Below are 23339 nucleotides of genomic sequence, written 5' to 3'. Positions count from 1 at the left end.
CGCGCGGGGCTATACTAAGGGGAACGGGCGACTCCCGGCAGATTTGGAGCGACAGATGAGTACCAACGTCTTTTCGAGTAAGGGCAGCCTGGCGTACAGCGAACTACGCCAGATGATCCTCTCCGGCGCCTTAGCCCCCGGCTCGCGCATTTCCCAATACGAGTTGGCCGAGAACATGCAGATGAGCATCACACCCCTTCGTGAAGCCATCCGCCGGCTCTCGAGCGAGGGCCTGATCACGATGGACACCCACCGCGACTCGAAGGTTGCCGACATGAGCGCCGCCGAAGCCCGCGAGCTGCTTGAAGTCCGCCTCTCCCTGGAGCCGTCCGCAACGGAACTCGCCGCCTACCGCCGGACCGACGCTGATGTTGCCCTCATCCGGGCGGCCGCCGAAAAACTGCTCCCTGTCACACGCGTGTGGGGCGAGGACGCCATCATCGCTCATCGCGACTTCCACCGCGCCGTCTACACCGCTTCTCACAACGCGACCCTGATCAAGCTCCTGGATGACCTCTGGGACAAGTCCGACCGCTACCGGCGCATCGGCCTGGAGCTGCCTTCCGCTGACGAGCCCCGCACCATCGACCTGAACCAGCACCACCAAATCCTTGAACTCGTCACCGCAGGAGACGGGCCCGGAGCGGCGGAACTCGCTCGTACCCACATCGCCAACAGCCTCACAGCATCGGTGACCGGCGCCCTGCAGGAGCGAGAGAACGAATCCTCATCCGACCTTGAGAGAACCGCCTAAACTCCGCTGGCTTTTGGGGTACGGTCCTCCGCGTTCGCAGCGCCACCTGGCGCGACATTCAGCGCCGTGAGTCACACGCTCCTTTCGTTGCTGACTGAGGTCAGGACGGGGCGTACTTCTGTCGACTGCTGGGCCTGCTGGGCTTGAAAACAGACTTCTGCCGTGCTGAAATCGATATCAGTGATGTCGATCACGATGTCTCTGGTCTCTGATCGGAGGCCTCCCCGGAACCCTTGTGGCACCTGAGCCGCGCCAATTTTAGTGAGGAAAATAATGGTCCCGAAAAGGAAATGTCTTGACTTAGGGGTGTTGTTAGCGATAACTGCAGCCTCGACCCTGGCCGCTTCAACTCTGCCGGCAATGGCAGCGGAGAACACTCTTCCGGGTTCTCCATCCTTGGAGGTAACCCAAGTCATTTATCCCACTCTTGATACTGACGTCCGCGGCACCAGTACTACGCCAACTCACTGGCTGAAAACCCTGGAGGTTGCCAACGCGGGCACACCGGACAGCAGTGAGTCCCGGTCCGCCTACTTGAAGTTCGACGTGAAGTCGGGCATCCCCGGAACTCTTACTGCTGCCCGCCTGGAAATGACACTAAAAGGCGCCGTATCGGCCGGTTCAACCACCTTGACAACTGGATTCGTTGCCAATGACAGTTGGGCGCCAACGCGCGAGCGGGCCGAGCAGCCACAGTTTGAGATGACTGGCGCGACGAAGCTGCCGTCGACGGACATCCCCGGCACAAGTTCGTCGCTGCAGAACAGCGGCGGCAGCACGACGTATTCAGCAGAAGTGGGAGAAGCCGCGGCAACCGAGCGTACAGGCGACGGGACTCTCAGCCTCCGAGTATCTGCAGATCAGGTTGAACCAGGAAAGGTGCTGAGCTTCATTTCTGATGACGGAGGTGTTGGTGTCCAGCGGCCGCATCTGGTGCTCACCACCGTCTTGACAGACCCCAAGGAGATAGCGGACTTCAAACAGGCGGAACGGGATTTGGCCTCCGCCAGGTCTTTGCTGGAGAAAAGCAAAGTAGCCACGAGCAACCTTCCCCTACAAACCCGGGGGCTTTCCCCTGAGTCGGTCACCTGGTCGTCTTGGGACACCGAAATAATCACCGATGGCGGAGAAGTGACGCGACCACAAAAAGAAATTGGCGATGCCCACGTAAAACTGGACGTTTCCGTCACTCACGGCGCAGTGAAAATGAGGGACAGGTTCGAAGTCGAGGTGCCGGCTCGGGAAGTGGCGGAAGAACCCAGACCCACCCCCGCCAAGGTCGACACCGTTGAGCTCGAGTCCACTGTAAAAACCTTGATTGCAGACCGTTGGTCAAACGACTTCACTCACGTCGAATACCCCAGTCAGAACATCGCTAATGAAGTCCTGGTTCATCCCGGCGAGTCCATACAGTCGGCTGTTGATACGCTGGCGGCCCAAGGCGGGGGAGTGGTGCGACTTACTGAGGGCATCCACACCGTTGCTGCAAAGATCAACCTCAAGAACATCATCACCATCGTCGGTGCAGGGCGCGACCACACTGTCATCCGGTACCAGGGAACGGGGGCGGCCATCGGAACTGCCCAGCGGACTTTGACCGACGTCGTAGTCAAGGACCTCACGATTGCTGGCGAACGCGGCACTGCGAATCTCAGCCATGGAGTGCTCCTCGAAGGCGTCGACCCGGTCGCTTCCCGCCATAGCCGTATCGCGCTGCAGAACCTGACGGTGAAGGACTTCACCGTCCATGGAGTGCACATGAAGCGATCCAGCAACATCATCATGTCCAACACCAAAGTGCATCACAACGGCGAAGCCAACGGGCTGTACCACAACGTCTACTGGCTCTTCGACAACAACATCCTGCAGTCCGACGTGGACATGTCCAACCCCATCAGGGGTAAGGGCGCTAAATACACCTCAACAAGCAACGTCATCGTTCAGCGCGCCCAGATCCGCAACTCAACAGTCAACGGGGTGCAGGCAGACGGCGCAAATGACAACAAGATCCTTTTCCACAAGTTCGATATCACCGGATCGGGAAAGACCGCTCTGTGGTTCATCGCGGAAATTTTCAGCAACCCGAACCAGTACACCGAAGATCCGCTGAACGCGCCCCGCGACGTGATCATAAACGAGTCAAAAATCACCGGGAACAAGAGAGGCGGGGTATGGAAGATCGCTTCGAATGTCCAGGTAATCAACAGCACCTTCGCCAATAGGGACAGCGACTTGTTGCTCATGAAGAGTTACCCAACGTTCGAGAACACCACGTTCACCCATCCTCCCCAGTATTTCACCGATCCCGCTAAAGTACCGCTCTTCTAAGGCCAACGGCGTCCTAAGCTGTAAGTTGTGCAGGTCTGGTTCCCGCCCAGCGGCGGGAACCAGACCTGTTCCTATACACACTTGCTGGGCAAACCTTCCCCCGGGGCAAAGCCTGGTGAAAATGCTGCCAAATCCTAGTCCTGCAGGAGCCGTAGCGCGCCCATGGCGGGTTCCGCGGTGAGGATGCGTACGTCGGTGAGTCCCGCATCAGCAAGTGCCGATGTGAAGGCCACCTGGACGGGCTCGGCGTTCATGCCGATGCCACCGCCAAGGACAACCGGGCCCGGCATTCCAAGTTGGCCGGCAGCATCCTTTGCCATACTTGCCAGGCTGCGGCCAGCCTGCTGCAGCAGCGCAGTGCTTGCTTCGTGGCCTCTGGCTGCGGCCGTAAGGACATGCCTGGCTTGTCCCGCCCAAAAATGGCGGCCGTGATGCGGTGAATGGAAAAGGGCTATCAGTTGTTCGGGCCCCTTGAGCCCACATCCGGTAAGCAGCAGTTCCGTCAAAGGATCGACAGGCAAGCGGTTGTTCATCCGGCGGAGGCTGTGGCGCACAGCTTCCCGTCCGAGCCAGTAGCCGCTGCCTTCGTCTCCGAGGAGGTAACCCCATCCGCCGATGCGCGCCTCGCGGCCTTCCTGATTGCATCCCCAGACGGCCGATCCGGTTCCGGCGATCACGGCGATCCCTGTATCGAAGCCTCCCGCCGCGAGGATAAGGCGGGAGTCATGAACGATGTGTATCGCCGCAGTTCCTACCAGGGGCCGAATGAGCTCTTCAAGCCTCCGGGCATCCTCAGGGGTGTCAATGCCGCCTGCGCCTGCTACTACGTGGGTCACGTCAGAGCCGATCTGGGCGAAGAGCTCTTCAAGCTGAGCGCCAGCCGCCTCCGCGGAAACATTCTGCACATTGGCGCTGCCGACTGTCCTTTCAGCAGCGACCTCGCCACGCACGAATCGAATTCCGTGTGTTTTGCTGCCCCCAATATCCAGCCCTACAAGAACAGTCATACTGCGGCCTTTCCAACGGTGACAGCGAACGCGACGAAGGGCGGCCTTGCCCCGCCGGCAGCCTGCAGTGTGAGCGATTGGGCATTGGCGGGCACGAAGGCGCTCTCACCAGCGCTCAACTTAAGGCTTGCCCCCGGGATGGAGACGTCGCCCTGCCCTTCAATTGCCAGAACCAGGACGGGGCCATTCTGGTTCAAGGGCACGGCCCCGGCCTGGGCATTGGCCTCTATCCGCTCCACCTGAAATTCCCGAAATGGAGGAACCCAGCGTTTGATTCCAGCGGCGGGCTCCTGGGCCTGCAGTCTCGGGGTGTCCATGGTGCGGAAATCGACTGTCTTCAGGAACTCCGCCACGTCGACGTGTTTGGAGGTTAAGCCGCCCCTTAGGACGTTGTCGGAGGAGGCCATCACCTCGAAGCCCACACCAGCAAGGTAAGCGTGGACGTTTCCGGCAGGCAGGTAAATGGCTTCACCTGGCTGCAGCGAGACGTGATTGAGCAGCAGGGAGATGAGAACCCCGGGGTCTCCGGGATAAGCCCTTCCAAGTCCGACGAGCGCGCTGAACTCTGCCCTGACTGAGGGGAGTCCCGCGAGCAGTTCAACGGACGCGGCAACCGCTTCGGCGACTAAGTGATCACCGGCAAGAAGGTAGGAAAGGCCTTCGCGCAGGCCAGTGTCCTCTTCGCCGAGTAGTTCTGCTGTGATCCGGATTGGTTCCGGCGTCGAAGCCCCGCGGTGTGAGAAGTGGCTACCAAGCTCCAGGAGGAGTTCGCGGGCAACTGCGGGGGAGCGAAAACCACAAAGAGCGTCGAAGGGCGACAGCGCGACGATCATTTCAGGTTTGTGATGTGCGTCCTTGTAGTTTCGATGCTCTGACGAGAGGGGAAGGCCAACCTCGTTCTCTGCCTTGAAACCGTCTCGTGCCTGTTCCAGGTTGGGGTGAACCTGAAGGGACAGCGGTGAACCAGCGGCGAGTATTTTGGCCAGAAAGGGCAGCCGACCGCTGAAGACCTCCGCGGTTTGGGATCCGAGGAGGGCCGTCGGGCTGCTGCTGATCAACTCGTCCAGTGGGAGGATGCTTCCATCGGGCGCCTCGGCGATTGAGGGGGAGCCAGGATGGGCGCCGATCCACATCTCGGCTTCGGGGGAACCTGAAGGCGCCCGGCGGAAGAGGTCGGCCATGGCAGTAACCGATCCCCAGGAATACGGGCGAACGGGGTTGTCTAGTTTGAACATGGGTCTCCAAAGGCATGCGGGACCTTCATACCGGGGGTGAAGGCACGCAGAAGTGGCGCGTCCCCAATATGGGACGCGAGGTGGGTTGTGAATCAGATCCGGCGGGCGGCGGGCGGCGGGGCAGTGGATTCGCGGATGACGAGCACAGGCGCGGCGATACTGTCCGAAACGTCTTGATCTCCGGACATCTTCTTGAGCAGAAGCTCGAAAGCCCGCGCACCAACATCGCCAAATCCGGGTTCCACCGTGGAGAGGGCTGGAATAGTGAATTCTGTAAAGGGCTGATTGTCCCAACCCATGAGCGAAACATCTTCCGGCACCCGCACTCCGCGCTCGTGCAGGGCCCGCAGCGCCGCGTGTGCCAGTCCGTCGTTGGAGCAGAAGACGGCCGTGATCGATTTGTCGTCGGCGATCTTCAGGCCCTGTTCATAGCCTGTCTTGGGCGAACGACTCGCCGGCAGGACCGGTGGGGGTTCAACGCCGGCTTCTTTCAGTGCATCCAGCCACCCTTGGTATCGCCCTGAGAACTGCGACAGCGGGAACAATCCTAGGTGGTGCACCGTGGCGTGACCAAGGCCCAGCAGGTGTCGGGTGACCTCAAGTCCGGCGGCATATTCGTCGATGAAGGCATAGGGGAAACCCGGCTGCCCTTGAGAAAAACCAGAAGCTGCCACCGCTGGCAAGTCCTCTGGGAGATGTCTCAGGACCTGAGCCCCGGCCGGATCGAAGTCAATGACCAAAGCGCCTGCAACCTCTTGCTCAAGCACCGGGGCGAGGGCCGCCTTCGCGTCCTCCGGATCTGCAGATTTCACCGCCGATATGACGACCGAGTATCCCGCCTCCTGCGCAGCGCGTTCTACACCGGCGATCGTGCGGGTGTAGCCGTAGTGTTCGGTGCTCCCGGCAAGGATGGCAATCATCTTCCGTGCACCAGATTTCAGCGCCCGGGCAAGCGAACTCGGCCGAAACTGCAGTTCCTCGATGGCTGCGAGCACCCGCTGCCGTCGCTCTTCGCTTACCGGAATGTTCCCAGTCAGGACGCGGGAAACAGTTGGGACCGACACGCCAGCCAGCCTGGCAACGTCAGCAATGACAGGTTTCCTCTGGTCTTTGGTGATCCGGATCCTCGAACCAGACCCATCCGCGTCCCGGCGCAACGGGTCCAACGCACGGCTGTCCGCCATCAGGGCCTCTTCCTTTCGAAGGCACCAACACCGCCGACCCGAAACCCGGATGTCTGTCCAAGTCCGACCGCTGCGGCGCCAGCGTCTGTGCTGGCCTGTTTCATCCACGTCCCATCGCTCATACTGCGCATCCGGGAGGATTTGCAGATTCCATCATAAAGAAACTTCAAACTGTGACTTGCGCCTCTGATATCGATATCATACTGTTTATTCATGAGGTCGTCCACGGAGGACGGCACCACAAGGAGAACTTTTCATGGCACACAGGTGTGCGCGCTTCGTTCCGGCACAAGCAGCCGCAGCACTCCAAATTGAGCCTTGGACCGCAGTTTTCTATCCCCGTTCCGGGTCGGCAACTTTTGCCGCCCACACCCACGGCTGGGGGCGAATTGTTGAGAACCCGGGGTCTTGTGCTTCCGGGAACCAGACCAGAAAGCAGCGCCACATGAAACTATCAGCCTCGTCTCTTGGGGCGCCGGACGTCGATGCAGACCAGCTGCTGCGCTGGCTGACCGAGTCCGGCGTCAATGGGCTGGAGCTCCGCGTCGGGGATGGGCAGATCGCCGGAACGGACATGGAGCCCGCCCGTCGCCGGCAACTGAGGGACAAGATCGACGCTGCCGGCGTGGAACTCACCGGGCTCGCCAGCTACGTCCACATCGCCCAGGCCGGGCAGGACGCTCAGATTGAAAGTGAACTGGTCGCCGCTCTGGAACTTGCCAGCGATCTCGGCGCCCCCTCTGTTCGCGTTTTTCCGGGTGCGCCCGCCGAAGACCGCGGCTACATGGCCGCGCCGGGGTTGCTTGAAGCGCGGGCTACGGTGAACGAACGTGCTGCACGCCGGCTCTCTCGCGTAGCGGGAACAGCTGCGCGTCTCGGTGTCCTGCCGGTTATTGAAACTCACGATTCGCACCCGACCGGCCGTGACATCGCCGCCATTGCCGCCCTCGTGGATGGGCCGGTGGGAGTTGTGTGGGACCTGATGCACCCATGGCGGGTAGGAGAGTCCCTGATGGAAACGTGGGCCGCTCTCGGGCCTTGGCTCAGTCAAGGACTCGGTTCCGTGCAGATCAAGGATGCGGCCCTTCCTGAGGACAGGACCCCCGTTCTCATCGGCGATGGAACACTGCCCTGTGAAGCATTTAGAGATCTTCTGGTCAGGCGTGGATACAGCGGAACCGTGACCCTGGAGCTTGAAGCCGCCTGGTATCCGGCAGCCCCACCGCTGCCGGAGGCTCTCGCCTCCGCCCGGTTGTGGTCTGACCGGGAAACTTCGAAGGTAGTCAAGCGATGACGTTGGTAATCCCCGCAGCTCAGGCCGACAGGACCGCAGCCCGTCCACGGGTCGCACTCGCAATGCAGGACGGAAACCTGCGAGATGCCCTGTTCTCCGAGAAGCTCAGGCACCGGCTCACGGCAGTTTCAGACTGTGATTTCAGCCTTGTCATCAACGATTTCAACGCTGTCCCGGACACAGTGCTTCAAGACGTGGATGTTCTGCTGACAGGCTGGTTTTCCCCCAGGATTGATCAAACGGTCCTCGACCGGATGCCCCGCCTTCGGCTCGTCGCCCACGCAGGAGGCAGTGTGAAGGACCATGTGGACCCGGCCTGCTGGAGCCGGCCCATCAGGGTGACCACTGCTGCGATCGCCAACGCTGTCCCCGTCGCCGAATTTACGCTGGCCCAAATCCTCTTGGCCGGTAAATCCGTTCTCGCTGCAACGCAGCTGTACCGTGAACGCCAAGAACGGATCGACCGGGAAATCGAGTTCCCGGGAACGGGCAATTACGACAAAGTCATCGGGATTGTGGGCGCATCTACGATCGGACGGCTGGTCATCGACCGGCTCAAGCCGTTCGACCTCAGCGTGCTGCTCTACGATCCGACCATCGGCGAGTCGGAAGCGCAGAAACTGGGTGTGCGGAAAGTCGGGCTTGAAGAACTGATGAAGCTTAGCGATGTCGTCTCTCTGCACGCCCCGGTCCTGCCTGAAACCGTGCGGATGGTGGGACAAAAAGAACTGGCTGCAATGCGCACCGGGACAACCCTGATCAACACGGCACGCGGTGACCTCGTTGACCACGACGCTCTGAGACGGGAACTGATGGCGCAGCGCCTCACCGCCGTGCTGGATGTGACCAGTCCTGAGCCGCTGGAACCCGGAGACCCGTTGTTTGAACTTCCCAACGTACAACTCACCCCGCACATAGCTGGGTCGATGGGCACCGAACTGCATCGCATGACCGCATTCGCCGTGCATGAAATCGAGCGCCTTGCCGCCGGCAAACCTGCCCGCCACCCCGTCCACCTTCAGGATCTGGTGCGCTCGGCATGAAGTGCCAACAAGACGCGGGGTCCAGTGCACTCAACAGATGCCGACCACCTTTTTACATCCGTAAGAACTGACCAGCCAACGACAACTTGCCTGGTTCGGCGCACCCAATGCACACCATAACGAGCACTGCCGGTAACGCCAATAGACACCCATGAACAGCCCAAGAAGCCAATCTCACCGCATACAGCAGGGTTCGTGGAAGAGCCCAACCCAACACATAGGAGTGACAATGAAGACCACCATCACACGCCGCGCAGCTTTTGCTGCTGCGGTCGTCCTCGCCGGCACCTTGGCCGGCTGCTCAGGGACGGCCGGCACGCAGGCACCCACAGCTTCTGCCATTGCAGTGCCTGATAAGTGGACTGGCGGGAACGTCACCTTGACCCTCTGGAACGACAACGCGGCAATGAAGGGTGCAGCGGACCTTTTCAACGCCCAGCACGCGGACCAGGGAATCAAAATCGAATTCTCACCCAACACAGATCTGGCGAAGTCAGTCCGCAATGCCCACTCCGCCGGAAATCCCCCGGACATCTTTGCCACTCAAACCGCGGACCTGGCAGGCTACATCGCCGAAGACATCGCGACAGACCTCGCCCCCTACTTCCCCAGCATCGAAAAGGACTACGCGAAGGCAACTCTTGACGCTGTGAGCCTGGGTGGCAGCAAGTACGGCATCCCGGCGTCGGACATCCCCACCTTCACGCTTTTCAACAAGGAGGTGTTTGATCAGAACGGGATCGCCCTGCCCACCACATACGAGGACTTCCTTGAGGCAGGCAAAAAACTCAAAACCAAGGGCATTTCCGTCTTCAACGTCGCAGGTGAAGATCCCACAACCTACACCTACATGGCGTGGGAAGCCGGGGCGAAGTGGTGGGAGCTGAAGGACGACGGCTGGAACGTCAATATCGACACCCCGGAAACCCGCCGCGCGGCCGAATACTTCGATGAAGCCTTCTCAAACGGCCTCTTCAGCAAGATCTCCTACGCCGAGTACTCGGCGATGATGCAGGAATACAACACCAACAAGATCGCCGCCCGCCAGCTCTCAACCTGGCAGACCAAGGGTATGCAGGCGAACCTTACCACTGGTCTGGGTAAGTGGGTTCCGGCACCCAACCTTGCCTGGAAGGGACAGGACACTGTGAATGCGGCCTTCACCCGCGTCTACGCCGTGGACTCGAAGACAAAGAACAAAGATGCCGCAGTCTTTGCAGCGCACTGGCTCTCTACCAATGCTGATTCTGTTGCCGCCCTGGCCAGCCCTCAGACCGGGCTTGGCTGGTTCCCTGCCGTCGCGGATCCCTCGCCCTACATCGCCACCTCTGCCCCCAAGGCCCTCCTGGGCGACAACATCAACCAGTGGGACCCTGTCGTGAAGAAGGCCGTTCAAACCCGAGCCACGGACTGGACCTGGGGACCTGACTACGCCGGTGCCTTCACCAAACTCCAGGACCTCTGGGGCAAAGCAGTAGCAGGGCAGATCAAGGCAACGGAAATCGCCCCGCAGCTGCAGGCCTGGGTTGTGGATGACATGAAGAAGCAGGGATACACCGTACTGAACCACTGATTCGCCGGGACTTGAAGGTGTGGTCCGCGACGGACTCCCTACGGACCACACCACCTGTCACAGGCAGACAGAACCCGCTTGAAACTGGAGAACATCATGGCCCTCGCAGCCAGCAAAGAAAAGATTCCACCCTCGACGACTGGCAACGCAGCCCCGCGGCCCCGCGCCATGGGATGGCAGCGCCTCAGCGGACTGAAGGGATTCGGTTTCACCGTCCCGTTCTTCGCCGGGTTCCTGCTTGTGTTCGTCGCCCCCTTCATCTACGCCCTCGTGCAGGCATTCTTCGCCGTCCGGCGATCCGGAAACGGACTGGGAGGCTCCTTCCTCGCCTTCGTAGGAGCCGACAACTTCATCAGAGGATTCACCGACGAACAATTCTGGTCCTCCATGGCCAGAGTCGGTGTCTTCGCCCTGGTCCAGATCCCCATCATGCTGTTCCTGAGCCTTCTCATGGCACTGTTCCTGGACATGATGACCGGCAAAGCAGCACGCTTCTTCCGCGTCGGTCTTCTCGTCCCGTACATGATCCCGGCCATTGTCGCCACCTTGGTATGGCTGTACCTGTACTCGCCGCGCCTCGGCCCCCTCACCAAAATCGGTCAAGCGTTCGGGACAGACGTCAACTTCTTCTCACCTGAACTGCTCTGGGTCTCCATCGGAAATCTGCTCACTTGGGCCGGCATCGGATACAACATGCTGATCCTGTACGGTGCTTTGCGGTCCGTGCCCCGGGACCTCTTCGAGGCCGCCCGCTTGGACGGTGCCGGAGAATTGCGGATCGCCTGGTCCATCAAGATCCCCTACGTCCGCTCATCCCTGGTCCTGACAGGCATGCTGTCAATCATCCACATGCTGCAAATTTTCGCCGAGCCCTTGGTCTTCCGCGTCAGCTCACCGGAAACAGTCACAGCCAGCTTCACCCCGATCATGATGATCTACAACCTGGCATTCACTGAAGGCAACTACCAATATGCGGCGGCGCTGTCGGTCATCCTCGCGCTTGTCGTCGGTCTCAGTTCCGCCCTCTTCTACCGCCTAACGAACAGGAGGTCAGCGTGAACGCGCTGCTCTCGAACACAGCCCAGGACCGGCGGGAACGTCCGGCCACACCAAAAGCCCCGAAGCGAACCACCCGCATCCGGAATCTGGAAGATGACGCGGGCGACGCCCGGCAGTCCCGGCGCACACGCCTGCTGGTACTCATTGGACTGGCCCTCTTCACCATCTACTCGGTTGCACCGATCTGGTGGCTCATCGTCAACTCGACAAAAAACACTCGCGACCTGCTCCTGAGTAACGGCCTGTGGTTCGCCGACTGGAACCTGGGCAAAAACCTGACCGATATCTTCTCGTACGAAAACGGGATCTTCCTGCGCTGGACCGCCAACTCCATCATCTATGCAGGCGTCGGGGCCGCCGTCGGCACGCTCGTAGCATTGGCCGCAGGATACGGGCTGGCCCGGTTTTCCTTCCCGGGACGGTCGCTGTCCATGGGGCTGGTCATCGCGTCCTTCCTGGTGCCCTACAGCATGCTCACCCTGCCCCTGTACCTCCTCTTTTCCAACATGGGCCTGATCGATTCACCGTGGGCCGTGCTGATTCCAACCTTCATCAACCCCTTCAGCGTCTATCTCGCCAAGGTCTATATCGAAGGCGCAGTCCCGGCCGAGCTCCTGGAGGCGGCACGCATCGACGGGGCCGGCGAGATCCGGATCTTCTTCATGATCGTTCTGCGAATGCTCACCACCGCAGGCGCGACCATCTTCCTGCTCGCCTTCGTCAGTGCATGGAATGGGTTCTTCCTACCCATCACCATGCTGCAGAGCCCGGAGAACTGGAACATGACCTTGGGCCTGTACAACTGGCTGCGGCAAAGCCAGGTCAGCAACGCCAGTGTCTATGACTTCAACACCCTGGTCATCACCGGCTCGCTTCTCTCGGTCATCCCACTGGCCATCGTCATGATCGCCCTGCAGCGGTTCTGGCGCACCGGCGTCTCCCTGGGCGCACTGAAGTAGGGCGCGGCGGGGAACGCGGTTCCCCGCCGCGAACCCCGGCCGGATTGCTGCCGGGACACTCCACGAAGACGTCCCGGCCGCAGCCATGCCCGACCTCACAACGACACGGTTGATGAAGGGAGAGCATGCCCGGAGAGCCCTGCCTCCGCGAAACGTCCATCCCCCCTGCCACACCGCTTACCAAAGGAGACCCACGGGTGATCCGCAACCCAGTACTGCCGGGATTCAATCCTGACCCCACGATCGTCCGCGCCGGCGACCGTTATGTCATCGCCACCAGTACCTTCGAATGGTTCCCCGGGGTCCGCTTCCACACTTCAGAGGACTTGGTCACGTGGCAACCGGCCGGGTACGCACTCACCGACCCGACACACCTGGACCTGCGCGGTGTGCCGGACTCCGGGGGTATCTGGGCACCCTCCCTCTACTTTCGCGAGGGGCAGTACCGGCTGCTTTTCACAATTGTGCGGACACTGGGCCAGACCAAGGACGTCGATAACTACATCACCAGCGCCCCAGCCATCGATGGGCCCTGGAGCACGCCCGTGTATGTGGGCTCACGTGGTTTTGATGCATCCCTTTTTCACGCCCCGGACGGGCGGCTCTATCTCCTTGGGCTGCGGTGGGACCACCGTATCGGCAACCCCGGATTCGGTGGCATCCAGGTCCAGGAGCTGCACCCCTCCACCTTCGAGCGTCTCGGTTCCGCCCGCGTGGTGCACTCGTCAACCGGGCTCATCGAAGGCCCGAACATGTATTACCGCAACGGGTGGTATTACCTGCTTCTAGCGGAGGGCGGCACCGGCTGGAACCATGGCATACGAATCGCCCGCTCCCGCGACCTGTGGGGGCCGTACGAGGAAGACCCGGTTCCCGTCCTGACCACCAGGGACCTGGACCCGCTCGACGTAGCGAGAAAGGGTGAGTCCGGGCCCTCCGGCGGCCTGCATAAGGCCGGCCACGGCGAGCTTGTCTCGACCCCCGACGGTGAGTGGTACCTCGTTCATCTCGCGTCCCGGCCGTTGGAAGCAGCGGAAGGCGCGGTCTGCCCGCTCGGCCGCGAAACGTGCCTGCAGCCGGTCACTTGGACAGAAGACGGATGGTTGCGGCTTGCCCACGGCGGCTTCCTTCCGGCGCTGGCAGTCCATGCTCCCGCTGCTCTTCCGGGGCGTACAACAGCACTCCCCGCAGCGACCGAAGAAGTCCTTTCTCCGCAGACCCTCGCTACGGGCTGGCAGACTCTGCGTGTCCCAGCTGACGAGTCCTGGCTGAAGTGGTCAATGAACCCTGGACACAGCCTCCGCATTACCGGCCGGGAAAGCCTGCGTTCGACACATACCCAATCACTGGTCGCGCACCCGCTCACTTCCGTCTTTGCACGGTTGAGGGCCACGGTGGATGCCGCCCCGACGGAGCCGGCACATCAGGCCGGTGTCGTTGCCTATTACGACACAACCAGCCACGTCTTTTGGCACCTCACGGCCTCCGACGAAGGACGAAGACTGCTGGCCATGGAGCGCAGAAACGCAACCTCCGCCTCACGTGCCGTCCTGGACTTCGACCCTGGCCCCGCCGGACCGGTCCATCTGCAGATCGCCTTCGAAGGAGCGAGCGTGCGCGCATATGCCTCACTGGACGGATCGTCATGGACACCCTTCGACCTCCCAGTGGATATCAGCGAGCTGAGTGACGATCACGCCGGACTGTTGCGGTTCACGGGCGCTTTCGCCGGCGTTGCCACGGTAGACGTAGCTGAACACGCTTGGACCGCAGAATTCAGCGATGTCTCGTTGGTGACGTCACAACCGCAGCTGCCTGACGGTCGACTGCCAGCGGTCGAAGCTGTTCCTGCCGGGCAGGCCTCCAGCTAAGAGGGACTTTTCATATTCAACAGCTTGACATTGTCAGTTCTCGATTCAACCTCCAGCGTCCAGGGCTGTTCTGTCGAATTGGAGCACCAAGTGGCGGGGCAGGACCGCAGCATTTGCAGTTGTAGCGGTGGACCCAGCATCCGGCAGGACCTTCGTCCTGATGTCACATGCAACTGATGCGCTCCCGACCCTGCGTGTCGGGGCGAGTGACGAAGTCCGGCGACCCAACATCGCCGCGAATGAGCTGCATCAAGTCGTTGTTTACCTGTCGACCGTGCACTGCCCGATGGCCAAAGAGGGACAGTCTTCAATCAAGACACACAAGTGTGCCTCAGGAGCGGGCGCCCCGCGTTTTCTTGAAGGTGGTAAATCCTCCAACTCACAATGTAAAAGAAAAATCGACTGTGACTTGAATCTCTGAAATCGATATCATAGGGTGGTCAGCATCTGAGGGCAGTTCAGCCCGCATCGTCGCCCTATCCCTTGATTTGTCGGCCAAAGGAGCCCGCATGACCGAATTATCCCGTCGCACTTTCGTACAGGCCGCCTCAGCGGCCTTGGCCACAGCGACCATCTGGACTTTGACCGATGCGGGAGCAGCCAAGGCTGCACCCGGTGGGTCTCTTCCCTTGGACCGTCTCGGATTGGGCAACCCCGCTTCGGAAACTGCCCACGGTGTGGGCAGCTCCCTGTCGTCCTCTTTGACCGGTGCTTTGTCTCAGCCGGCACGGGTCCTCAACCCGACCGAACCGGCGGGTTCCTGGGGTGGCACGCTGCGTTTCCGCATGATGGTGGATCCGGAGAAAACCACGTACCTTTCGCTCAAGCTTTGGGGCGAGGACTTTGCTGCACAGGAGCAGGAGTGGCGCCTCCAGCTCTTCATTGACGGGAAGTCTGCCGGATGGCTGGATCAGGGACCTGTGGATGGTTTGGATCAGATGAGCCTGGCACCTCGGACAGCCGGGATGTTCTATCTCCACACCATCCCGCTGCCCGAAAAGCTCACCAGCGGTCGGACGGAACTGGAGGTGGAGATCCGCTCCCTGGGCAGGATTTGGGCCTACGGCGACGGAACAAGCTTCTACAAGCCCATGACCAGTCCGTCCCGTCCCATCTACGCCGCTTATACGCATACCGATCCCTTCTTCGTTCCGGCGCCCGATGACCCTTTCGGGACACCGTCGCAACGCGGTGTCCGCCCGGACGATTCGGAAGATGCCATCCAACGTGTCCGCGAGCGGGTGCTGGCAGACCAGAACGCCCTGTTTTACGCCAAGCCACCGGCGTCCCTCGATCCCTGGGCGTGGATGACACTCGTCCATGGGTACCAGTGGAAAGAGAGCCCCGCCTTCAACTCGCCGCTGACGCTCACCAAGATCTGTGAAGCAATTGACGCCACCTACTTGGCGTGGAAAGCGAATAATGCTGTCCTCACTGCGTCCGGCCAGCAGTGGCTTGGGTTCGGACGCGTCGCGCTTGCACTGGACACACTCTGGGGAGACATCCAACCGTTGTTGGACAAACAGGTCACGCCGGGAAGCACCTTGGTCCCGAACCCCGGATTCGAGGCCGGAACAGCAGGCTGGACTGTCACCACATGGCGGGGGAGTGGCTCCGTCGTTGCGGACCCTTCCGTTGGAAGGTCCGGCAAGAGCTCGCTCAAGGCCACAGCGAACCCGAACGGCTCAACCGGCAGCGTCGTGGGCGTCACCCTTGCCGGTAACAGCCGGCCCCTTGTAGGAAGCGGAACCTACCGTATCTCTGCCTGGTGCAAGACAGCAGACGCCACCGCCCCCGGCGCCTACATGAATGTCCTCTTCTACAACTCTGCCGGCGCCGTGGTGCAGTCCGACCGTAAGTTCTTCGCAACCACCGGCACTCACGACTGGGAACAGATCACGGCGGAGCTACCCACCCCGGCAGGGGCAGCCCGCATCCGCATCGACCTTAGGGTCGAGGGAACCGGAACAGCGTGGTTCGATGACGTCGCCCTTGAGTTGGTCAACGGTACGCCCCCAACGTCGGGCACACTCCCGCTGAGGAAGGCTGCGTACCGCGAGATGCTCGTCGAAAGCCGGGAGTACTGGCGGCAAAACCAGCGGCATTACACCAACCAGGTCCAGTTCACGAGCTTGGGAGTCTATCTCTGCAACAAGGGCCTGGAACTGCTCTCACCGGCGGACGCGTGGCCGGAGCAACGCGCCCGCGAGTGGATCTATGAGGCCGTTGGGCTGCTTCCCTTGTCCAGTGGAGAAAACGCCGACGGCAGCAAGAAGTGGAAGTTGGGAAGGCAGTATTACATCTACAGCGAGCAGGGCCTGAGTCGCGAGCTTGGCTATGTTGGGGGCTACGGCGAGATCACTGCCGATCTGCTCGTGGCCATGTATGAAGCCGTCACCACGGGCGCCATCAAGCGGGACGATGAAAAGCTGCGGGCCCGGGTGGAGCAGCTCTTCCTTACCCGTGGATGGTTCAGGCACGAAGGTTTCGATGAGGAAGGCCACCGGGTCATGCGGCTCGAATCCATCATCGGCTGGCGCAACGAACACTACCCCGGTGAAGTGGTTTATGTGACTCCTACAGACAAGGATGTCACCCCGCTACAGGCAACGGCCGCGTTCCCAAGCGCCAAACTAGTCGGCTGGGCCCAGCAAATGGTCAAAGATGGACAACTTGGGCCTGCACTCGCCCTCCTGCACACCGATACATCGGCGAGGATCGGGCTCACGGCCGCCCGGTTCGTCATGCACGACCTTCCCGCTTTCCAGGCTGCAGCCCCGAGCAGTGAGCGGCTCCCCGCGGGATGGGGACGTCCCGATTTTGCTTTCGCCGACCCAACCACGGGTGTGATTGCAGTGAAGCGCGGCGACGAGGTTCTGTACGCATCACTCTATTGGCGGGCGCGGCAGGCGGTGAACCGGTGGTCACGGGTCCACCTGTTGCGGCCTGATACCGAGAGAAGTGCAACCGTCCGTTGCGACGTTGAGTTTGGGTCCGCAAATCCGGTGGGGACGTTCACCATCCAGGATTGGGTCTGCTGGGACTACACCATCAACGACAGCGACGGTAACGGTATCCGGCCCGGTGGGTTCGCCCCTCCCGGTCCTGCCCTCCACCAGGCGTACGCCGGCGAGGAGCTTCCGATCGCCCGGACGCCGGAAGGCATGGACCCGAAACTCGGCGCCACCGCCCTCGGTGTGGAGGCCATCGAATCGGGGCGTGCCCCCTTCTATCGGCTCTCCTACGCCGGTTACCACGTTGCTATGAACACCACCAGCGACCAGAGCTTCGACTATAAGTGCCCAGCAACAGGAACCGGAATCGACTGCATCACCGGACAAAAGACAGCACTCCCGAAGATGCGACGGATTGGTCCCGGGGAAACCGTCGTATTGTTCGATCCGGCGTCCCGCCCATGACCTGCACCGAAGCGGCCCAACCAATGCAGGCCAGACGAATATCAGCAACAGACGTAGCAGAACTCGAAGCTGCGCTGACCGCTGCCGTCGACGCCACCATCCCTGAGGCCCTGGCAACGCGTCAAGGTATCAGAATCAGACGGTTGGCCCCCGGCGAGTTCGCGGTACAGGCCGATCCGGAAGTCCCCTGTGGGTACACCATATGTGAGTCCTAATTAGTCGATCATCCGGTCACATTCACCAGGGACAGCCCCGACTCGAAGGGGCACCCATCAAGCCACGCCAGACCGCCTCATGCGGAGGCAGGCCGCAACCCGTGTTATTCACAGACCCATAGAGCTTTCTGTACCGGAAGGCCCGCAACAGCGCAGTTCTTCCACGGCTGCGTGACGAGCTCGACGTCACGCTTGTACGTTCCCGAGGGCTGATGCCGCGCCCCGGTACCGGAATCGCATCCAACCTAGACGACCGAAAGACTGAGATGCCAGCAGCCCCCACCCCGAGCCCGTTCATCAGCATGTGGTTTGGAAACTTCTTCGAGCCCTTCTACTCCGACGCCGACGCAGTTCGTAACGGTATCGCAGACGTCGCGGGCCTCGGGTTCAACTCCGTGAACCTCGACTCTAAGCCTTGGGAGGACTTCTTCGCGCGGTACAGAGGGGAACCGTCCAGCCAGTACGTAGCGACGCAGGAACTCATGATGAGCGAGGCCGCAAAGCACGGCCTGGACTACACGTGCCTCGCGCTTTACCTTTGCGGCGACAACCTTTACCCGAATATCCGCGACGTGCCCCCTGTGTGGGGAGAACAAGCAGTTCTACCCAACGGTCAACCGATGGGTACGTACAAGTACTGGTCACCCGTCGCTCAAGCAATGATGGTGGAGCACGTTGCCGGGCTCCTGCGCCTCTATGGAGCGGGCATGCGTCGCACGAGCGACGGCCGGATCGTGATGCAGACGATGTTCGACCCGATCGCCAAGCCAAGCTTCGACGAGGAAGGCAGAAAGCACTACCTGGATTGGCTCAGCCAGCGTTACAACGGTGACATAGGCGAACTGTCTCGCCGCTATGACGTGAGCGCCGGGAGTTTCGAAAGCTTGCTTCCCGCGGACTACTGGCTCCGACCAGACGAACTGAACTGGGTCGGGTGCGCCCTGCCCACGGCCGCCGATTTCCTCGCGGAAACCCCGGACTACTATCGCTGGGTCGATAACCAGACATATCTGGGTGACGTGATGGTCAACTACTTCGCGACGATGCGCGAGCACTGGCGGGGCATGGATCCGCAGCTATTCGTCGAACCCGTGCTGCACCAGTGGGGATACTTCTTCAACCCTCCTTCGCAACCAGACTGGCAAACCGGACAACGTGCCCTGGACGTCTACCGGCTGGCTCAGCACGTCGACAGCGTGCTGTTCATCGCAGCGCCGCTGAATGCCGAGAACCGTCCCGATGCGAGCGTTGTCAGTGTCGAGGGCGCAATTGCCCGTACAGCCAACGCAGGGCGTCCGTTTACTGGCGGGCTCTACTTGGGGCGACACATCAACGAGGACGTCTACCGAACCGTGCCGCCGGCAGAGGCGATCGCCACACAGGTCGCTGCCGGTGCGAAGCGGTTGCACGTATACGGCTACAGTGGCCTCGACGATGGTGGCGTCTTGTTCCGCATGGACGACGTTTTCAAGGACTCCCTATGCAATGGCACACGCTGGGCGGCTGAAGTGATACCCCTTCTGGAAGAGCCCCGGCCACAAGAGGTGGCAGTTCTCTTTCCGGCGGCGATGAGCTTTTACGAACCTCTAGAGCTCGACGACGGTGGACGTCACCGAATGGACCTCCTCGGTTGGTACCAGCAAATGACCGACCTGGGCTGGCACGTCGATATCGTCCATCCCGACCAAGTAGCCGCCGGCGCCCTGCAGAACTACCAACATCTGGTCGTCCCGACCGACTCGCTGTACGGCCTCACAGACACCGGCGCCGCAGAAGCGGCGATTCGCGCCTTTGTGGAAGCGGGCGGAACAATGATGCACGGAGCTGGATGCGCACTCGCCAATCGCGTGTTCGGAATCACTGAGGAGGCCGTGGACTTCGACTGCATACGCTGGCAAGAAGATCTCATCCCGCACGGGTGGTCGACCTCGGCCTTTACATCCGCAGGTGAGAATATCGGCTCGTACATAGGCTCGGATCGACCGGGCATCTTGCGCACATCCATCGGTCGTGGCCGGGTGTTGTCATTCGGGTTCGAGTACGGCTACGCGTACTCCCACCGCACAATGCCGATCGTCCCTCCCGCCTACGGGCGGAGCGAGATGCATCCCTTAGCGCTGCTTAAGCGCACACCCATCGATGACGAGATCGGTATCTCCCCATCCGCCCTCATGCATCCCACTCGAGGGGTTGAGACCGCAATTTTCGGAAGCCGGGCAGTGATCGTGAACCATCGCGCATCGCCGATAGATATCAGCGGAATCCACGCGCGACGCCTAATCCCGCTGACTCCTTCCGCGCCCGGATGGCTTGCTGCCCACTCGGCGGTTTATGTCGAACTCTAAAGCCCCTATACGCTTTACCTGATCCAAGACGGCGGCTTCGTGCGACAATAGCCCGCTACCCACAGACAAGGACCCGGACCGCCAACGGTCCGGGTCCTTCCATCGCCAAGCAGAGCGGATTTTCTATTGCTGCATAGCTTTGCGGCACAGAGCGAGGCCCAGCGAACCCTCTTATTCCTGCAGCTCGGTCCGTCATTCTAGAACGCCGATAACCGTGATTCTGTAAACCTGTGCAGCTTCGACGCTCGATCGTTTGCTTGGGGGCAGGGGATCACGCCGATATCCTCTTCTGAGTGGACCTCACTGGTTCGGGCATTTCTGGGCAGATAGGAACGGGTCGCAGCATGATGGAAGGCGTCGCTGAGCCAAAACATGTGAAGTTTTATGGGCCAGCGGACTTTGCATCGTATTGGCAGTTTGATCGCATCACCGGAATAATTTCCCAGTTCGATGCCGCTGGAGCTCCACGGACCATAGTTGATGCCATTGAGCTGTATAACGTGCAGTTGTACATTGAGTCCGGCATTCTTCCCGCCGCATACAGCCCCGTGGACCGGGCGGGTGCGAAGGCGCTGGCTCCTAAACTGCGGGCCGCGGCCTACAGATTTTTTGGCACAGTGAGCGATACCAACGTGCGTGCGCACTTGAGTGGTATCCCGTACTACTACCGGTCTGACCTATTGGAGCTTCTTGCTCAGACTAAGGCGTTCGAGCGCTGCGACGCCCAAGTCATGCTTCCGGCGCTTGCAGATGCGGGCATCGGCCTGGCCGAGGAGCTCAACAACTGGAAACTCGTGTCTGCCTATGACACCCATATTCGTGATGCGCTCATCGCTGACGCGCGTAACGCGGAGCAGGTCGTTCGGAAGTACCTTCAGAAAGATGCGTCGACGGGAATACACCTTCCGGAAAGCTTCACACCCATCGATGCGAGGGAACTTCTCGATAGTTACCTTGATAGTGCCGATGCAAATCTCAATTTCGTTCGTTTAATTGCTAGTGCCCACTCTGAGGCTCAAACAGGAGTAGACGCGAAACTCAAGCTCAAGGCTAAACGCCGCAGTGAGCAGATGGTCAAGGAACTCTTCAAGGAAGAGTCCACGGTGAAGATCAAAACCGGGGTCGAAGTGCGGCTCGCTGATTCCCCGCATGAGCCCGTGAAGGTCGAACTCGACGACATGGTAACGACCTTCACATACAGCAGGACTTGGCTGGATGAGACCTTGGACAATCGAAGCATCCTGAATAACTTCCAGCATTTGTTCGAATTTGCTGATGATCAAGCCCTGCTGACACTTCCGTCGTACCCCTCCGAACTGGGGATCTTCGAGAGGTTCATGACCACAACTGGGCGCAACGAATATCAGATCGGTGCCGCTTTCCGCGCCAAAGACCTCAGCTCCCTGCTGCAGACACGCCTGTATCAGGATTATCTGTCCTCAAGGGACATCAACCTGGAGAACGTAATTGCTTGGTTCTTTGATGAGTACTTAGTCGAGGAATTCGAAGCGCTCAACTTTTCCTTCGCGCCGCCCGCCTCGACGTCTTCCTATTTGGAGAAGGCACGTCACCTGTTCGCCGAGATGGAGGGCGTCGTTAACCAGTTCAGGCTTTACGTCCAGGACGGGGAGCTCGACAGAGAACTTCTCTCGGTCACGTCAGATCCCGTGGCCTACAAGCAAATACCCAGCCTGTTGGATGGGAAGTATGTCTATGCAATTGACCACGAAGAGATCCGCGGTGTGCTCCACACACTCTTCTCCGACCAGTCTGCACTGACCTACATCAACGACACACTCAAGGACGAAAGCGCCGCTCGACTTCTAATCCAAAATGAGGTCACGTACACGGACTTTCAGGAGCACCAACTGCCCACTGTCGATCAACTGATCCACATTGGTGTGTTAGAAAATACCGGTGCGCGCGTGCGAATCGCCGACACTCACCAGTTCATGCTCCTCCACAGGCTCTTTACCAAGCAGGTCGCGGCATACCACCGTCTCTCGCCCGAGGGCCGTTCACACGTCAGGGCCCTTGAAGCCCGTGGATGGGTGATCCGCAAGTCCTCACTTTTGACCGAAGGGGAAGCCAGCTATTTCAACTATTTTCTGAACAAAAGCGAGTTCAGCAACGGGCCTGAGCTACGGAACAAGTACCTGCATGGGTCACAGCCAACCTCACCAAGCGAGTCCGAACACTTCCAGACCTACCTCACGGCTCTAAGACTGCTTCTAGCCCTTGTGATCAAAATCAATGATGAGTTCTGCCTACGGAGCACCAGGAATGACGTCAGCTCGTAGTCATCCTAGCTTTGCATGACGGAGGTATTGGTAGACGGTTTCTCGGCTGATTCCATAATCTCGGGCGAGGACGACTTTCGGGATGCCGCTGCCGGCGCGTTGGACCAGTTCGGCGGCCCTTTCCGGTGTCAGGATCTTTTTCCGTCCTTTGTACACGCCGCGTTGCCGGGCCAGTGCGATTCCTTCCCGCTGGCGTTCCCGGATAAGGGAGCGTTCGAATTCGGCGAAGGCGCCCATGACCGAGAGCATGAGGTTGGCCATGGGGGAGTCCTCTCCGGTGAAGACGAGCTGTTCTTTGATGAACTCGACGCGTACGCCTCGTCGGGTGAGTCCCTGGGCGAGGGCGCGCAGGTCGTCGAGGTTCCGGGCAAGCCGGTCCATGCTGTGCACAACTACGGTGTCCCCGTCGCGGGCGAACCGCAGCAGTTCTGTAAGCTCCGGCCGCGCAGTGTCCCTGCCGGATGCCTTGTCCGTGAAGACGCGCTCCAGTACCTGGCCTTCGAGTTGGCGCTTCTCGTTCTGGTCCAAGGTGCTGACTCGCACGTACCCGATGCGCTGACCCACCTTGGCCGCCTCCAAACCTCAACGTGTGTATTTGAGTTTCAGGGTCACCCTGACGCACGTCAAGGCTTGCCCGCGCTGGCCGCGCGGCGGCCTATACCTCGATTCCCAGCGGTTTCTCACGTCGCGGCAGGGGAGTGGTGCTGGCCGCCTCGCGGGTGCGCTTATTGGTCTGGCGCCGGCGTCCGGGAT

At 60.5% G+C, this 23339-nt stretch carries 15 protein-coding genes; 11 read left to right on the top strand and 4 right to left on the bottom strand.

Annotation, left to right across the window (positions count from 1 at the left end):
* The first annotated feature begins 55 nt into the window (after window positions 1–55).
* Together ACV095_RS20185 and ACV095_RS20180 are read left to right on the top strand one after the other, a co-directional pair.
* The gene (locus ACV095_RS20185; protein ID WP_056392000.1) at window positions 56–754 is read left to right on the top strand and encodes a GntR family transcriptional regulator; all 699 of its coding nucleotides are present in this window, start codon (window positions 56–58) and stop codon (window positions 752–754) included.
* Window positions 755–1114: 360 nt separating this feature from the next.
* Window positions 1115–3082: an immunoglobulin-like domain-containing protein gene (locus tag ACV095_RS20180; protein ID WP_478222586.1), complete on the top strand. Its 1968-nt coding sequence runs from the start codon at window positions 1115–1117 to the stop codon at window positions 3080–3082.
* A 134-nt stretch (window positions 3083–3216) separates the two neighbouring features.
* On the opposite strand, the gene ACV095_RS20175 is transcribed toward ACV095_RS20180, so the two are convergent.
* From ACV095_RS20175 to ACV095_RS20165, 3 genes are all read right to left on the bottom strand, one after another.
* Window positions 3217–4089, bottom strand: a complete 873-nt coding sequence (locus ACV095_RS20175) for an N-acetylglucosamine kinase (protein WP_478222585.1) — start codon at window positions 4087–4089, stop codon at window positions 3217–3219.
* Window positions 4086–5270 (bottom strand): mannose-6-phosphate isomerase, class I, encoded by a 1185-nt coding sequence (gene manA / locus ACV095_RS20170; RefSeq protein ID WP_478222584.1) that lies wholly within the window; start codon window positions 5268–5270, stop codon window positions 4086–4088. The genes ACV095_RS20175 and manA overlap by 4 nt, the downstream gene beginning before the upstream one ends.
* A 146-nt stretch (window positions 5271–5416) precedes the next feature.
* Complete coding sequence (locus ACV095_RS20165) at window positions 5417–6508, bottom strand: LacI family DNA-binding transcriptional regulator (RefSeq protein WP_056391993.1); 1092 nt, start codon at window positions 6506–6508, stop codon at window positions 5417–5419.
* A 445-nt stretch (window positions 6509–6953) separates the two neighbouring features.
* On the opposite strand from ACV095_RS20165, the gene ACV095_RS20160 reads away from it, so the two are divergent.
* The 9 genes from ACV095_RS20160 (at window position 6954) to ACV095_RS20120 (ending at window position 22586) form a co-directional block, all read left to right on the top strand.
* The gene (locus ACV095_RS20160; RefSeq protein ID WP_478222583.1) at window positions 6954–7802 is read left to right on the top strand and encodes a sugar phosphate isomerase/epimerase family protein; all 849 of its coding nucleotides are present in this window, start codon (window positions 6954–6956) and stop codon (window positions 7800–7802) included.
* On the top strand, window positions 7799–8845 hold the full coding sequence (locus ACV095_RS20155; RefSeq protein ID WP_056391991.1) for a hydroxyacid dehydrogenase: 1047 nt from the start codon (window positions 7799–7801) through the stop codon (window positions 8843–8845). The genes ACV095_RS20160 and ACV095_RS20155 overlap by 4 nt, the downstream gene beginning before the upstream one ends.
* Window positions 8846–9074: 229 nt before the next feature.
* Complete coding sequence (locus tag ACV095_RS20150) at window positions 9075–10418, top strand: ABC transporter substrate-binding protein (protein WP_478222582.1); 1344 nt, start codon at window positions 9075–9077, stop codon at window positions 10416–10418.
* A 78-nt stretch (window positions 10419–10496) separates the two neighbouring features.
* The gene (locus ACV095_RS20145) at window positions 10497–11477 is read left to right on the top strand and encodes a carbohydrate ABC transporter permease (protein ID WP_200953177.1); all 981 of its coding nucleotides are present in this window, start codon (window positions 10497–10499) and stop codon (window positions 11475–11477) included.
* Window positions 11474–12436, top strand: coding sequence for a carbohydrate ABC transporter permease (locus ACV095_RS20140; RefSeq protein ID WP_200953176.1), 963 nt, complete (start codon window positions 11474–11476; stop codon window positions 12434–12436). Before ACV095_RS20145 ends, ACV095_RS20140 begins: the two co-directional genes overlap by 4 nt.
* Before the next feature lie 197 nt (window positions 12437–12633).
* Window positions 12634–14307, top strand: coding sequence for a glycoside hydrolase family 43 protein (locus ACV095_RS20135; protein WP_478222581.1), 1674 nt, complete (start codon window positions 12634–12636; stop codon window positions 14305–14307).
* Between the two features lie 509 nt (window positions 14308–14816).
* A complete protein-coding gene (locus ACV095_RS20130) occupies window positions 14817–17726 on the top strand; it encodes a carbohydrate binding domain-containing protein (protein WP_478222580.1) in 2910 nt (969 codons plus the stop codon).
* A 481-nt stretch (window positions 17727–18207) separates the two neighbouring features.
* Window positions 18208–20286, top strand: a complete 2079-nt coding sequence (locus tag ACV095_RS20125) for a beta-galactosidase trimerization domain-containing protein (protein WP_478222579.1) — start codon at window positions 18208–18210, stop codon at window positions 20284–20286.
* Between the two features lie 293 nt (window positions 20287–20579).
* Complete coding sequence (locus ACV095_RS20120) at window positions 20580–22586, top strand: hypothetical protein (RefSeq protein ID WP_478222578.1); 2007 nt, start codon at window positions 20580–20582, stop codon at window positions 22584–22586.
* Here ACV095_RS20120 and ACV095_RS20115 read toward each other — a convergent pair whose 3' ends face one another.
* Complete coding sequence (locus tag ACV095_RS20115; protein WP_478222577.1) at window positions 22587–23150, bottom strand: recombinase family protein; 564 nt, start codon at window positions 23148–23150, stop codon at window positions 22587–22589.
* Window positions 23151–23339 lie beyond the last annotated feature (189 nt).

The sequence above is a fragment of the Arthrobacter sp. JDC6 genome, from assembly GCF_056484025.1.
Note: the sequence above shows the minus strand (reverse complement) of the source record. Positions and strands in the feature narration are given on the sequence as shown.

Bases quoted from the DNA above. Each gene is read 5' to 3' on its own strand.
- ACV095_RS20160 (WP_478222583.1), top strand. From the start codon at position 6,954: ATGAAACTATCAGCCTCGTCTCTTGGGGCGCCGGACGTCGATGCAGAC.
- ACV095_RS20185 (WP_056392000.1), top strand. From the start codon at position 56: ATGAGTACCAACGTCTTTTCGAGTAAGGGCAGCCTGGCGTACAGCGAA.
- ACV095_RS20165 (WP_056391993.1), bottom strand. From the start codon at position 6,508: ATGGCGGACAGCCGTGCGTTGGACCCGTTGCGCCGGGACGCGGATGGG.
- ACV095_RS20150 (WP_478222582.1), top strand. From the start codon at position 9,075: ATGAAGACCACCATCACACGCCGCGCAGCTTTTGCTGCTGCGGTCGTC.
- ACV095_RS20155 (WP_056391991.1), top strand. From the start codon at position 7,799: ATGACGTTGGTAATCCCCGCAGCTCAGGCCGACAGGACCGCAGCCCGT.
- ACV095_RS20130 (WP_478222580.1), top strand. From the start codon at position 14,817: ATGACCGAATTATCCCGTCGCACTTTCGTACAGGCCGCCTCAGCGGCC.
- ACV095_RS20125 (WP_478222579.1), top strand. From the start codon at position 18,208: ATGCCAGCAGCCCCCACCCCGAGCCCGTTCATCAGCATGTGGTTTGGA.
- manA (WP_478222584.1), bottom strand. From the start codon at position 5,270: ATGGCCGACCTCTTCCGCCGGGCGCCTTCAGGTTCCCCCGAAGCCGAG.
- ACV095_RS20180 (WP_478222586.1), top strand. From the start codon at position 1,115: ATGGCAGCGGAGAACACTCTTCCGGGTTCTCCATCCTTGGAGGTAACC.
- ACV095_RS20175 (WP_478222585.1), bottom strand. From the start codon at position 4,089: ATGACTGTTCTTGTAGGGCTGGATATTGGGGGCAGCAAAACACACGGA.